The 13,663-nt window shown below is 71.5% G+C and carries 9 protein-coding genes; 7 read left to right on the top strand and 2 right to left on the bottom strand.

From position 1 onward, the window contains the following. The 3 genes from VI238_RS13120 to VI238_RS13110 form a co-directional block, all read left to right on the top strand. Nucleotides 1-1,833 (top strand): hypothetical protein (locus VI238_RS13120; protein WP_331652068.1); only part of this gene is annotated, 1,833 nt, incomplete at its 5' end. A gap of 214 nt (nucleotides 1,834-2,047) precedes the next feature. Next, nucleotides 2,048-4,279, top strand: a complete 2,232-nt coding sequence (locus tag VI238_RS13115) for a hypothetical protein (protein WP_331652066.1) — start codon at nucleotides 2,048-2,050, stop codon at nucleotides 4,277-4,279. Next, a complete protein-coding gene (locus tag VI238_RS13110) occupies nucleotides 4,276-6,450 on the top strand; it encodes a hypothetical protein (RefSeq protein ID WP_331652064.1) in 2,175 nt (724 codons plus the stop codon). The genes VI238_RS13115 and VI238_RS13110 overlap by 4 nt, the downstream gene beginning before the upstream one ends. Before the next feature lie 476 nt (nucleotides 6,451-6,926). On the opposite strand, the gene VI238_RS13105 is transcribed toward VI238_RS13110, so the two are convergent. Continuing rightward, nucleotides 6,927-7,781, bottom strand: coding sequence for a 23S rRNA (adenine(2030)-N(6))-methyltransferase RlmJ (locus VI238_RS13105; RefSeq protein WP_331652062.1), 855 nt, complete (start codon nucleotides 7,779-7,781; stop codon nucleotides 6,927-6,929). A 66-nt stretch (nucleotides 7,782-7,847) separates the two neighbouring features. Between VI238_RS13105 and VI238_RS13100 the strand changes: the two genes are divergently transcribed. The 3 genes from VI238_RS13100 to VI238_RS13090 all read left to right on the top strand — a co-directional run bounded on the left by VI238_RS13100 (nucleotide 7,848) and on the right by VI238_RS13090 (nucleotide 11,111). Beyond that, a complete protein-coding gene (locus VI238_RS13100) occupies nucleotides 7,848-8,243 on the top strand; it encodes a hypothetical protein (protein WP_331652060.1) in 396 nt (131 codons plus the stop codon). 100 nt (nucleotides 8,244-8,343) lie between these two features. Continuing rightward, nucleotides 8,344-10,104, top strand: a complete 1,761-nt coding sequence (locus VI238_RS13095) for a copper resistance system multicopper oxidase (protein WP_331652058.1) — start codon at nucleotides 8,344-8,346, stop codon at nucleotides 10,102-10,104. Nucleotides 10,105-10,430: 326 nt separating this feature from the next. Then, entirely contained in the window at nucleotides 10,431-11,111 is a 681-nt protein-coding gene (locus VI238_RS13090) for a copper resistance protein B (RefSeq protein ID WP_331652056.1), read from the top strand. A gap of 75 nt (nucleotides 11,112-11,186) precedes the next feature. Here the strand turns inward: VI238_RS13090 and VI238_RS13085 are convergent, their stop codons facing one another. Continuing rightward, nucleotides 11,187-12,917, bottom strand: coding sequence for a choice-of-anchor Q domain-containing protein (locus tag VI238_RS13085; protein ID WP_331652054.1), 1,731 nt, complete (start codon nucleotides 12,915-12,917; stop codon nucleotides 11,187-11,189). Between the two features lie 173 nt (nucleotides 12,918-13,090). On the opposite strand from VI238_RS13085, the gene VI238_RS13080 reads away from it, so the two are divergent. Continuing rightward, nucleotides 13,091-13,663 (top strand): AAA family ATPase (locus VI238_RS13080; RefSeq protein ID WP_414650067.1); only part of this gene is annotated, 573 nt, incomplete at its 3' end.

The raw sequence follows: 13,663 nt of genomic DNA, 5'->3' as shown, positions 1-13,663 counted from the left end.
ACGAACGCGCCTTTGCAGAACGACGCGCCGTCGCCCGGGGCGCTCGAGCGTCCGCTCGAGGACACCGCGACGCCGCCGCAGGACTGGCTGCGGCTCGGCGGCATGGACGCACTCGCGACGCGCCTGCGCGCAGGCGGCCTGCGCGTGCCGCCGAGCGAGGCCGTGCTGGCTGCGCTGCATGCAGGCGGCGACGCCGACGAGGATGCGCGCCTGCGCGCGGCGACCGGGGTCGACCTGCTCGTCGACGGCACGGCGGCCGTCACGGCGCAGGGCTGGCACGTCGTCCTGCGCGCGCGCTCCGCGCACGGCGAGCCGATCGCGGTGGATGCGGACGGACGCGACGCGCTGCCGACCCTGCGTGTCGCGGGCGACCGCCTGCTCGTGCGCCTCGGCCGGCTCGCGCCGGACGAGGCGGGACCGGCCCCCGCGCTCGACGAGACGTTGCAGCGCGCGAACGCGGCGATGCTCGCGAACCAGCTCGAAGTCGCGCGCGCGATCCTCCTGCGTGCGCCCGCGCTCGTGCAGGCCGAGCCGCAACTGCGCTACCGGCTCGCGCAGGTCGATTTCCGCGCCGGCAACCTCGATGCGGTCGCGCAAGCGCTCACCTCGCTGCTCGAGGACGAGCCCGCGCCGAAGGATCCCGCGTTGCGCGCGGGTGCGCTGACCGGCCTCGGCACGGTCCACCTCAATCGCGGCGACTACGCGCAGTCGGAGCGTGACTTCTCGGCTGCGATTTCCGAAGTCGAGGCCTGGCATCGCCCGCTCGAGCTCGGCCAGGCCTACGGTGGCCGCGGCGCCGCGCGCGCCGCGCAGGGACGCTACGCCGAGGCGCTGCAGGATCTTTCGCGCGCGCGCATCGAACTGCAGCAGGCCGGCGACGCGCCGGGGCAGGCGCGGCTCGACATGGTCGCGGGCGAGCTCGAGTTGCAGCGGGGTCGCATCGACGCGGCGGAGCCGGCGCTCGAGCGGGCGGCCGGCGTGTTCGAGCGCTTCAACGCGGTCAACGAGAGGCTGCACACGCTGTCGCTGCTGCTCGCCTGCCGCGAACGCGTGCTCGACCACGCGGGCGCACTCGCGCTCAGCGACCGCGCCTGGACGCTGCGGGCGCGCGTGCGCGATCCGCAGCTGCGCATGCGGATGGCGGCCGACCGCATCGACGTGCTGTACGCGCTCGGCCGGCGCGCCGAGGCCGGCGTGCTCGTCGGCGAAGCGATGCAGGAACCGCGCTCGCGCAATGCGGATTCCGCGCTGCGCATCGCGCGCGTGCGCGCGTCGATCGCGCTCGACGAGCGACGCTGGTCCGACGCCGAAGCGATCGCCGCGAGCGCACTCGCGGGCGAGCGCATGCCGGACGTCGCGATCTTGCGGGCGTGGTTCCACGCCGCGCGCAGTCGCGCGCTGGTCGCGCTCGGGCGCGGTGCGGAGGCCGCGTTCGACCCGGAGGCCACGGGCGGCGACGAGCGCAGTCTTGCCTACGAATCGCTTGCCGCGGCGGTCACGGACGCGGCGGCCGGCCGCACCGACCGCGCCGACGCCGCGTTCGCGCGCGCACTCGCGCACGCCGATGCGGGCGGCGTCGCCGATGACGTCGTGGCCGTGGTCGACGCCTACGGGCGCTGGCAACTCGCGCGCGGAAGCGAGTCCGACGCGCAGGCGACGATCGGGCGCGTTTCAGCCTGGGCCGACCGCGACTACCGCTGCGCGCTGCTCCAGCTCGAGTTGTTCCATCAGCTGCGTGCCGCCGCGCCATGGTACGGCGCGCTGGCCCAGGTCGAGAAGCTCGCCGGCGAACGAACGATCCCGGCCGCGCTGCGGCGCCCGCCCGACACCTGAAAGCGAAGGCGGGCGACGCGCGCCCGCACTCACTTCGCATGGCGGCACACGCAAGCGATTGGCGTGCCAGCCAAATTTTTTCGTAACGCGAATGCAACGGCTTTCGAGTGCGGGCGAGTTCGCGGTGCGCGAACGTCGCAACCTTGCCGTCGGCCGACGCTCCTCGTCGCGAAGCCATGCCTGCCGGCGGCACTTTCGACACCGGGAGGGAATGATGCTGCACCATCCGTTTGCCCGCACGCGCGCCGTCGTCTTTGCGCCCCTGCTCGCCGCCGCGTCGCTGGCCGTATCGCTCGCTGCGGCGGCGCCGACCGCGTTGCCGCACGGCGCCGTCGTCGCCGGCAGCGCCGGCTGGACGCAACAGGCGAAGCTGCTCGCCGACGTCGCCGCGAACAACGACTATGCCGGGCGCGCGGTCGCGATCAGCGGCGACACCGCGGTCGTCGGCGCGGCCGGCGCGGACGTCGGCGGGAACGACGGCCAGGGCGCCGCATTCGTCTACGTGCGCAGCGGCGGCACCTGGACGCAGCAGGCCCGGCTCGTCGCCGACGACGGCGCCGCGGGCGACGAATTCGGCTTCGCGCTAGCGATCTCGGGCGACCGCATCGTCGTCGGCGCGCGCTTCGCCGCGATCGGCGCCGCCGCCGGGCAAGGCGCGGCGTACGTCTTCGAGCGCACGGGCGCGACCTGGACGCAGCAGGCCAAGCTCGCCGCCACGGACGGCGCCGCCTTCGACGGCTTCGGCAATGCGGTCGCGATCGACGGCGACACCCTCGTCGTCGGCGCGCAGAACGCGGCGGTGAACGGCAACATGAGCCAGGGTGCCGCCTATGTCTACGGGTTCGGCGGCGGCTGGAACCTCGAGTCGAAGCTCTCCGCGTCCGACGGTGCCGCGTGGGTGCAGTTCGGTCGCGCGGTGTCCGTGCGCGGCGACAGCGTGCTCGTCGGCGCGGTGTCGGCGGCGGTCGGGGCGAACCAGGGGCAGGGCGCCGCCTACGTCTACACGCGCGCCGGCGGCAGCTGGGGCGAACGCGCACGCCTCGTCGCCAGCGACGGCGAAGCCTGGGACGGATTCGGCGGTGCGGTCTCGCTCGACGCGGGACAGGCGATCATCGGTGCGTCGTCCAACGGCATGGCCGGCGAAGGCGCGGCGTACGTGTTCGTGGGCAGCGGTGCGGACTGGAGCGAGCAGGGCAAGCTCGTCGCGGGCGACGCGTTCAACGGCGACGGATTCGGCACCTCGGTCGCGTTGTCGGGCGGCGTGGCGATCGCGGGGTCGCTCTTCTCCGACCTCGCCGCCGCGCAGAACGCAGGCGCGGCCTATGTCTTCACGCGCACGGGGGGCGCGTGGTCGCAGCAGGCCAAGCTCGTCGCGGACGACGCGTCCGACGGCGCCGAGTTCGGCCTCGGTGCCGCGCTCGACGGCACCACCGCGCTGATCGGCGCGGAGTTCGCGAGCGGCGCGGACGGTTGGCCGGGCGCGGGTTACGTGTTCGATTCCGGCGCGGGTACGTGCACGACGCCACTCGTCGAGGCATTCGACGGCATCGTCGCGCCCGCGCTGCCATCCGGCTGGAGCGTCGCGTCCGCGCAGGGCACGAACACCTGGCTCACCGTCGTCGACGCGGCGGACAGCGCCCCGAATGCGGCGTTCGCGGCGGATCCGTCGTCCCCGTCCGACACGACGCTCGAGGCGCCGCCGTTCGTGCCGCTGGCAGGTGCGACGCTCGCGTTCCGCCAGCATTACGACCTCGAGCCGACCTACGACGGCGCCGTGCTCGAGATTGCGATCGCAGGCGCGCCGTACGTCGACTTCGTCGATGCAGGCGGCAGTTTTTCCGAGGGCGGCTACGCCGACACGATGATCGGCACGAGTGCGATCGCGGGGCGCGCCGCGTGGACCGGCGACAGCGGCGGCTGGATCACCACGCGCGCGAACTATCCGCCGTCCGCGATCGGCCAGCCCGTGCGCCTGCGCTGGCGCATCGCGAGCGACGTCAGCGCGGCGCGCAACGGCTGGTGGATCGACACCGTGTCGTTCGGCTGCAGCGACGTTCCGCAGGCGCTCGCGCAGGTTTCGCCGCTGCAGTTCTCGTTCACGCTCGCGGCGGGCGCGGCCGCATCGGATACGCTGCACGTCGGCAACGTCGGCGATGCGGGCAGCGTGCTGTCGTTCGCGATCGGCGAGAGCAAGGCTGCGTGCGACACGGCGACCGACCTGCCCTGGCTCGCGGCGACACCGGCGGGTGGCGACGTCGCCGGCACGGCCAGCGCGGACGTCACGATCGGCGTCGACGCGAGCGGCCTCGTCGCGGGCACCTACACCGCAACGTTGTGCGTGCAGACCTCCGATGCGTCGCACGCGACGGTCGCGGTTCCGGTCACGCTCGACGTTGCAGGCAGCGGACTCGACCTCATCTTTTCCGACGGTTTCGACACGCCATGAACGCTTTCATCAACCGACGATTCCCCTTTGCGCTCGTCGCCCTGTGCGCCGGATCGGCCGTCGCCGGCACGCCGGGCATCGACCTCGCGTTGACCTTGTCGACCGACACCACGCCCGGGGCGTGCGGCGACCAGGCGAGCCTCAGCGTGATGACCGGCACCGAGGTCAACTACTGCTATGCGCTCACCAACAACACCGGCGAAACCCTCGCGTTCGTGACCGCGGAGCAGGACGATATCGGTCGCTTCAAGGTGCTCGAACCACAGGCGATAGCGCCCGGAGAAACGGTCCGCTACAACCGCATCGCGACCGCGCTCGAGTCGACCGCGCTGCAGACGCGCTGGACCGCGTTCCCGGTCGCTCCCGACTACACGGTCGGGCAGAACGATCCGGACCGCGTGTTCGGCGACGGCTTCGACGGCGGCGGCGCGGGCGGCCCGGAGTTCGCCTTCGACGAGATCGCCGCGACAGGAACGCCGCTCGCGATCGATCCGTCGCGCAACGCGACCGCGCCGGTGCCGATCGGCTTTCCGTTCACGTACTACGGCATCACTGCCGACACCGTCGCCGCGGGCATCAACGGCGGCGTGCTGTTCGGCGTCGATGCCGGCTACCTGCCGTATTCGCCGTCGCCGCTGCCGGCGACGACGCTCGGTCCGGCACTGCTGCCATGGTGGGACACATTCTTCCAGTCGCCGGGCATGGTTTACGCACAGACGCTGGGCGAGGCCCCGGACCGCCGCTTCGTCGTCGAGTGGAAGGACGACCTGCGCTTCCCTGCGACGCCGGACGGTGTCACCTTCGAACTCGTGCTGCACGAGGCGGACGGCACGATCGACTTCCAGTACCAAGACACGTCGTTCGGCGATCCGCAGTACGACCACGGCCTGTGGGCGACGGCCGGACTCAACTCGGGCGCACAGCCCGCGCTCACGTACTCGCGCAATGCGGCGCGCCTGCAGGACGGTCTGGTCGTGCGCTACACGCCGATACCCGTCGCCGCGTACGAGGCGTCGGCGAGCGCCGAACTCACGGTCGGCAAGCCGGTCATCCAGGTCACGCCTGCTGCGATCTCGGCGAGCGCAACCGCGGGGGCGTCGGCGACCGCGACGCTCGCGATCGGCAACGTCGGCACCTTGCCGCTCGGCTGGGGCATGGGCGCCGCAGCGACCGGCGCGCCCGCACGCGCGACGACGGCGCCGCGGCCCGGACCGCTCGGAGCGGCCTTGCCCGCGTACGCGTTCGACCAGTGGCCGACCGATCCGCCGCTCGTCACGTTCGACGTGCGCCACCCGGATCCGATCGTGCCGGTGTTCTACGGCATGCGCCGCATCGCCGCGGCCGACTTCGCGGGCAATGATTTCGGCGTCGTCCATGCGATCGACCACTGGCAGAACGAGCTGCTCGCGGTGCAGACGAGCGACTGCGCCTGCATCGACCAGTTCGTGCACATCGGCTGGACCGCGCCCGCACCCGAAGAGGACTGGGTCGGCATGCACTACGACGCGACCAGCAACCGCTTCTGGGGGGTTTCGTTCGGTGGCTTCGAGCGGCGCACGTCGCACCTGCTGCGCATCGATCCCGCGACGGGGGCATCGTCGATCGTCGGTGCGATCGGCGGCATCGACGATCCGCAGTTCGGCACCCAGGTGCAGGCGATCGCGGTGAGTCCCGAAGGCCTGCTCTACGGCATCGACGGCGTTACCAGCAGCCTCGTCGCGATCGACCGCAACAGCGCACGCGCGAGCGTGATCGGCCCGCTCGGTTTCCAGGTCGCGGGCGCGGACATGGATTTCGACGACGCGACCGGCACGCTCTACCTGCTCGCGGGCGACGCCGCGCAGCAGGCCGAGAGCGTCTACACGGTCGACACCGCGACCGGCCACGCGACGCCGGTCGACGTCGTCGGCCCGGACGGCCGATCCAACGGCCTCAGCGCGTTCGCGATCGCGAGCCTCGGCCCATGCAACGTGCGCGATGCGGTGCCGTGGCTGCACTGGGACATCGGCGGCGGTGCCGCGATGCCGGGCGAGGCGAACGCCGTCACGCTCATGCTCGACGCGACCGCGCTCACGCCGGGCACCTATACGGCGGACCTGTGCATCGACAACGGCGACAACGCGCATCCACGCGTGATCGTGCCGGTCACGTTCGACGTCACGGCCCCCTGATGCCGACCCTTGCCTCGAGCGCCCGGAAAAGCCCGCTGCCTTCGCCGTTCTCGCGTCGCTGTCCTCGGCCCACGACCTCGGGGCGGGTGCTTCCCGAACACGCGCGCGCCGCGCGGCACGCTGACCTACGCATGGCGCCGGCTGTCGCTGACGGATGCGCGCGGGGGCGGAAATGCCGGATCGGCGAACGCGCCGACCGCGACGGAGACCAAGCGCGCTTAGCAGCCGTCCTCGCTGTGGAAGGGTCGATCGCCGACGGCGAACCGATATCCCACCCGGCCATGGTCCAGGCACGACGTATACGCGATGCGCCGGTCCGTCCCCACGCCCGAAGCGGGCAGTGCATCGAGGCGGACCTGCTCGCGGTGATGAGGTACACCAGCGGGGAGAGAAGGAGGAGCCGCAGGAGCCCGAGGGAAACCCTCGCTGCGGTCGGCGACGTCTTCGGCAGCGGGATCGATGTCCGCCGCACGGGATCAGTCGCGCTTGATCCAATCGACGCGCGATGAACCGTAGCGGCTCTGCGCGAGCAACGCCTGCAGCGCGGGCAGCCATTCCCCGAGCAAGCGGTCGAACTGCCACGGTGGATTGACGATCGCGAGGCCGCAGCCATTGAGGCGCAGGCCGGAATTGTCCGGATGCAACAGCAGCTCCGCGACGAGCACCTCGGCGCGACCGGCGTGCTCGCGCAGCCAGCGGTGGAACGGCACGATCGTCTCGCGTAGCTTGATCGGGTACCAGATCGCGTAGGTCGCGTTCGGCCATCGCGTCCACGCGTTCTCGAGTGCCGCCTCGACCTGCTCGAACTCCGCGCCTTGCGCCTCGAACGGCGGATCGAGGAGCACGAGCCCGCGCTTCTGCGCAGGTGGCAGCAGGGCCTTCATGGCCACGTAGCCATCGCGCTGGTGGATCGCGATGCGCCCGTCGCCGCCCATGGCCAGGCGCAATGCGGCGGCTTCCTCCTCGTGCAGTTCGCACAGGATCGCGCGGTCGTCGTCGCGCAGGAGGCGCTGGGCGATCAGCGGCGAACCGGGGTAGAACGCGATGCCGGCCGTCGCGTCCGCAGGCTGGAACGCCCGCACGAGGTCGACGTAGCGCTGCAGCGCACGCGGCAGTCCTGCGGCGCCGATCAGGCGCTGGATGCCGCCGGCATGCTCCTGCGTCCTGCGCGCCTGCTCGCCGTGCAGGTCGTACAGCGCGCGACCCGCGTGCGTGTCGAAATAGCACAATGCCGCCGGCTTCGCCTGCAGCGCGTCGAACAGGCCGATCAACGCGGCGTGCTTGAACACGTCGGCGAAGTTGCCGGCGTGGAAGCCGTGGCGATAGTTCATCGGGCGAGCCGGGCGTCAGGGAGAGGGCTTTGCGGGGCTTGCAGCAGGCGCGTACCATTCTCCCCCGTGACGCACGATTCCGCCACCCGTCGGCTCCGCCTGTCCGTTCTCGCGCGCGTTCGCGCGGCGCGCGTGCTCGTCGGCCTGTTCGCGATCGCGCTCGCGCTCGGTGGCTACCTCGCCGCGGCGGCACCGCTGCACGCGGCCGCGGCGGCGACCGCGTCGGCGGGAACCGGCGAGGGCTGCGGCCACGAAGGCATGGCGATGCCGTCCAAGCACGGCCATGCGTCGGACAGTTGCTGTCGTGTCGCCTGCGCCTGCGCGTTCGTCCACGCCATCGGTGCCGTCGCTCCACTCGCGTGCGCGCGCCGCGCGCTCGCATCCGCGTCGCCGCTCGCGCTCTCCGATGCGCGCGCGCCCGGACTCGCGAATCCGCCGCCACTGCGACCGCCGATCGCCTGATTCCGCCGACGAGAGGACGCATGCGACGGCGTCGCCGTCCGCATGCGCGTGGCCTATCCGCGCGGTGCATGCACCGCGCGCAGCGTCCGGATTCCCAGTCATGCCAATTCTTCCTGCCGGCCAGGGCCGGCTTCCCGCACTGCCGTCGCGGCGGCGTTTCGTCCAGGGCGTCGCCGGCGGCGCGCTGCTTGCCGCGTGCGGCTTCTCGCCGCTGCGCGCGCGTGCGAGCCAGGGCGTGCTTTCGGGCACGCGCTTCGATCTCGAGATCGGTTCGACGACGGTGGATTTCACCGGCCAGGCGCGGCGCGCGGTCGTCGTCAATCGCACGCTGCCTGCCCCGTTGCTGCGCTGGCGCGAAGGCGACACGGTCACCTTGCACGTGCGCAACGCGCTCGCCGAGCGCAGCTCGATCCATTGGCACGGCATCGTGCTGCCGGCCGACATGGATGGCGTTCCCGGCCTGTCGTTCATGGGCATCGAGGCCGGCGACAGCTACACGTACCGGTTCACCGTCAATCAGGCCGGAACGTACTGGTACCACAGCCATTCGCGCTTCCAGGAACAACTCGGGCTGTACGGCCCGATCGTCGTGGAGCCGCGTGCTGGCGAGCGCTTCCCGGCCGAGCGCGAGCACGTCGTGCTGCTGTCGGACTGGACCGACACGGATCCCGAGCGCATCTACGCGACGCTCAAGAAGCACAGCGACTACTACAACTTCGGCAAGCCGACCGCGGGTGACTTCCTGCGCGATGCGAGCCAGCACGGTGTGTCCGCGGCACTGGCGGCACGGCGCATGTGGAACCAGATGCGCATGAACCCGAGCGATCTCGCCGACGTGTCCGGCTGCACCTACACCTATCTCATGAACGGCACGACGCCCGCGTCGAACTGGACCGGCCTGTTCGAACGCGGCGAGCGCGTGCGGCTGCGTTTCATCAACGGAGCGGCGATGACCTTCTTCGACGTGCGCATCCCCGGCTTGAGGTTGCGCGTCGTCGCGCACGACGGCCAGGACGTCGAGCCGGTCGGCGTCGACGAATTCCGCCTCGCGCCGGCCGAGACGTGCGACGTCATCGTCGAGCCGCAGGACGATGCCGCGTACACGATCTTCGCGCAGGCGATGGACCGCTCCGGCTACGCGCGCGGCACGCTTGCGCCGCGCGCGGGCATGGTCGCCGAGATACCGGCGCTCGATGCGCGCGTGCTGCTCACGATGGGCGACATGATGGGCGCGATGGACGATGGCATGCCCGGCATGCCCGGCATGAAGGGCATGGAGGGCGGTTGCGGCGCGTCGATGGCCGGCATGGATCACGCGGCGACGGGACACGGCGGCGCCGCGGCCGCCGTGCATCACGCGCCGGCCGAGTTCGGCGCGTTCGTCGACATGCGCGTCGACACTCCGCGCACGAACCTCGACGATCCCGGCGTTGGCCTGCGCGACAACGGGCGACGCGTGCTCACGTACGCCGACCTGCATTCGGTCACGGCGCCGATCTCGACCGACGTCGACCGCGAGATCGAGCTGCACCTGACCGGCCACATGGAACGCTACGTGTGGAGCTTCGACGGGCGGAGGTTCTCCGACGCCGAGCCGCTGCGCCTCGAGCACGGCGAGCGCGTGCGCATCGTGCTCGTCAACGACACGATGATGGCGCATCCGATCCACCTGCACGGCATGTGGAGCGAGCTCGAATCGCCCGACGGCGCATTCCTCGCGCGCAAGCACACCGTCGTCGTGCAGCCGGCGCAGAAGGTGTCGTATCGCGTCAGCGCCGATGCGATCGGCCGCTGGGCCTACCACTGCCACCTCCTCTATCACATGGAAGCGGGCATGTTCCGCGAGGTGGTCGTCGCATGAGCACGCACCGCCTCGCCTTCGCGCCGGTCGCGCTGTTCGCCGTCGTCACGGCCGCACGTGCGCAGGATATGCCGGCCGTCCACGACGCGCACGCGCACGCGCCGCAGGCCGAAACAGCCGTTCGCCCCGGGCACGCGCCGCAGGCCGGAGAAGAGCCCGCGTGTGCCGACCCGCATCCGGACGCTTCCACTCCGCGACGCGACGGACGCTGCGCGCGGCGGGAACCACCCAAGGACGCGACAGCGCATTCGCACCATCCGCCCGCGCGCGACGTCGCTGCGATGCCACCGTCCGGTCACGTCGCGCCGCCGCCGCCGGAGCACGCGATGGGCGCGATGTCGCCGTCGGACATGGTCGACGTGATGGGCATGGATGACCGCGCTCGCCATGGCCTCGTCGCATTCGACCGCTTCGAAGCGGCCGATACCGACGCGGGCACCGCGCTCGCGTGGAGCGCGCGCGCGAGCTACGGCGGCGATGCCGATCGCCTCGCATTGCGCAGCGAAGGCGAGCGCATGCAGGGGCGCATCGAGCATGCCGACCTCGAACTGCTCTGGGGCCATGCGATCGCGCCGTACTGGGACATGCAGGTCGGCGTTCGGCACGACGTCGGGCACGGGCCCGACCGCAGCTGGGCCGCGTTCGGCATCCAGGGTCTCGCGCCGTACTGGTTCGAGGTGAATGCGACCGCGTATGTCGGCGAGCAGGGCAGGACGGCGCTGCGCGCCGAACTCGAGTACGAAGCGCTGCTGACCCAGCGCCTCGTGCTCCAGCCGCGCGTCGAACTCGATGCCTACGGCAAGGACGACCGTGCCGCGGGCATCGGCGCCGGACTGTCGGACGTCGCGTTCGGGGTGCGCCTGCGATACGAGATCCGGCGTGAATTCGCACCCTATCTCGGCGTCGAATGGGTGCGGCGGTTCGGGCGCAGTGCCGACTTCGCGCGCGACGACGGCGCGGATGCGTCCGACGCGCGCGTCGTCGCCGGTGTGCGCTGGTGGTTCTGATATGCGACGGCGCGCATGAGCGGAAGGCGAAGCCGCCCGCACGACGTGGCGGCGGCGCCGCCGCCGCCGATCACCTCAACCGCAAGGCGACGGATCGAACCCGTCCTCGAACACGCGCTCCGCAATTGGCTGCAATTCGAAAGCCCCGATGTCGGCGGCGGTGCCGAAGACGCGCAGGTATGGTGCACCGCGCTGGTCGCCGTTGAGGCCGTCCGGATCGCTGCCCGCGTCGATCGCCGGACTGCACGCGACCAGCGCATGAGTGGCGGTCGGGCCACCGTTGGCGGCGAGCGGCGACAGCAGCGGATCGACGCCGATCGTGTCCGCCGGCAACGCGACGTCGGCCCCCGCTTGCATGACGAGATCGTGGTCCCCGGCGAGCACGGCGGTACCGGCGCCGTAGACGATCTTCGCCGCGTCCGCAGCGGCTGGAGCGTCGTTGCGGGCCAGCATCGAGCTCGTCGCGTTCGCGCCGTGCTGCACATCGATCGCGATCCCGCCGCCGGACGTCGTCGCCGAGTTGAACGCGATCGTGCTGTTCTTCAGCACGAGGGCGCCCGTCAACGCGGCGATGCCGCCGCCAAAGCCCAGTCCGTCACCGGCGGTGCCGCCGACCGCGGAGTTGCCCGACAGCGTGGAATTGATCGCCGTGATGGTCGTGTCGATGGCCGCTGCTGCGTAGGCGGACAGGCCGCCGCCGGCCGCCTTGCCGCTCGCGGCGGAATCCACCGCGACGACGTTGTCGCGGAACGTGCTGCCCGAACTGTAGATCGATCCGAACGCGTTGGCGCCGCCGCCGTTGATGTAGCACGACGTGCAATTCGAACTCGCGGTATTGCCGCTGACCGTGCTCATGTAGAACACGAGCGCCCGATCGAGCTCCGCGTCGCCCCCGTGGCCGAGATTGATGCCACCGCCGTAGACCCACGCGCTCGCGGAGTGAGCGGTATTGCCGCTGATGGTGCTGTTGCGGATCGCGGCGGAGGCGCCGAGGATCTGCAGGCCACCACCGTATGCCGTGGCCGTGGTCGACACCGCCTGGTTGTCGCTGATCGTCGTGCGGAGGTCGAGCAGGGCCGCGCCACGCACGTAAGCGCCTCCGCCGCGCACGTAGCCCGCCTGCGAAATCGCCTGGTTGCCGCTGATCCGGCTGCCGAGCATCGCGTTGAGATAGCCGCCGGCGTACGCGCCGCCGCCGACGGCGCGGTCGGTGCCGGTGGCCGTACTGCCGCTGATCGTGCTGTCGATCATCGTGAGGTTGCCGAGCACGTCGATGGCACCGCCGTAGGCATTGGCATTCGACCCGTCGCCCGCCGTGCAGCCGGTGACCGTGCTCGCATTGAGGAGCAGGTTGCCGCTCGCGAAGATGCAGCCGCCGTACCCGTTCGCGTCCGCGCCGTTGCGGATGGTGAGCCCGTTGATCGTGAGGCTCGTGCCGCCGTGATGCAGCACCGAGCTCGCGCCTGCGCCGTCGATGGCCAGCACGTCTTCTCCGGGACCGTCCAGCGTGAGCGTCGCGGCCGACGCATCGAGGCGGCCGGTCGTCAATGTGATCGCGGCGCACGTCAACTGCGTGAGGTCGATCGTGTCGCCGTCGGCAGCCACGCCGATCGCTTCGCGCAGGCTTCCGGGGCCGGCGTCGTCGCAGGTCGTCACCGTCAATGTGGCGCCGCCGAGCGCGGCGCGGCCGTGGTCGATGGGCTGCGCCCGCATGCGGTTGTGGCTACCTGCGAGCACCGCGTGAGAACCCGGCCGGTTGGACCGCGGCACGCCGTCCGGCGTGCCGCTGCTCGCAGGGAGGCTCATGCATGCACTGCCCAGCACGGCAAGCACGCACTTCGCGAGGGGCGTCAATCCGGGGCAATGCCGGCGCGGGTATGGATTCATCGCGGCTTCTCCGTGGGCGCGACACCGTGCTCGAAGCGGGTGCCGCAATGTGACCATTGTAGAGCGCGAACGCGCGCAGGGTATCATCACGCATGGCTCGCAAGACGATTCCGGCGCGTTCCTTGTTCGACGACAGTGCGGGCCAGCGGCCGCTCGCCGAGCGCATGCGGCCGCAAACGCTCGACGAGGTCGTGGGGCAGCCGCGCCTGCTCGCGCCGGACACGCCGCTGCGACGTGCGATCGAGTCGGGCCGCGTCCACTCGATGATCCTCTGGGGGCCGCCCGGCTGCGGCAAGACGACGCTCGCGCTGCTTCTCGCGAGATACGCCGATGCGGAGTTCCGCGCGATCTCGGCCGTGATGTCGGGCCTGCCCGAGGTGCGTGCCGCGCTCGCGGAAGCGGAGGTGCGCTACGCGCAGGGCACGCGCACGGTGCTGTTCGTCGACGAGGTGCACCGGTTCAACAAGCTGCAACAGGACGCGTTCCTCCCGTTCATCGAGCGCGGCGTGATCGTGTTCGTCGGCGCGACCACCGAGAACCCGTCGTTCGAGCTGAACTCGGCACTGCTGTCGCGTTGCCGCGTGCACGTGCTCGACGCGGTGCCCGCGGAGGCGATCGTCGCCGCGCTGCAGCGCGCGCTCGCCGACGGCGAACGCGGCCTCGGC

This window comes from Dokdonella sp. (assembly GCF_036518555.1).
Classification (GTDB): Bacteria; Pseudomonadota; Gammaproteobacteria; order Xanthomonadales; family Rhodanobacteraceae; genus Dokdonella_A.
The sequence above is the reverse complement of the archived record's forward strand: the minus strand, read 5'-3'. Positions and strand labels throughout refer to the sequence as shown.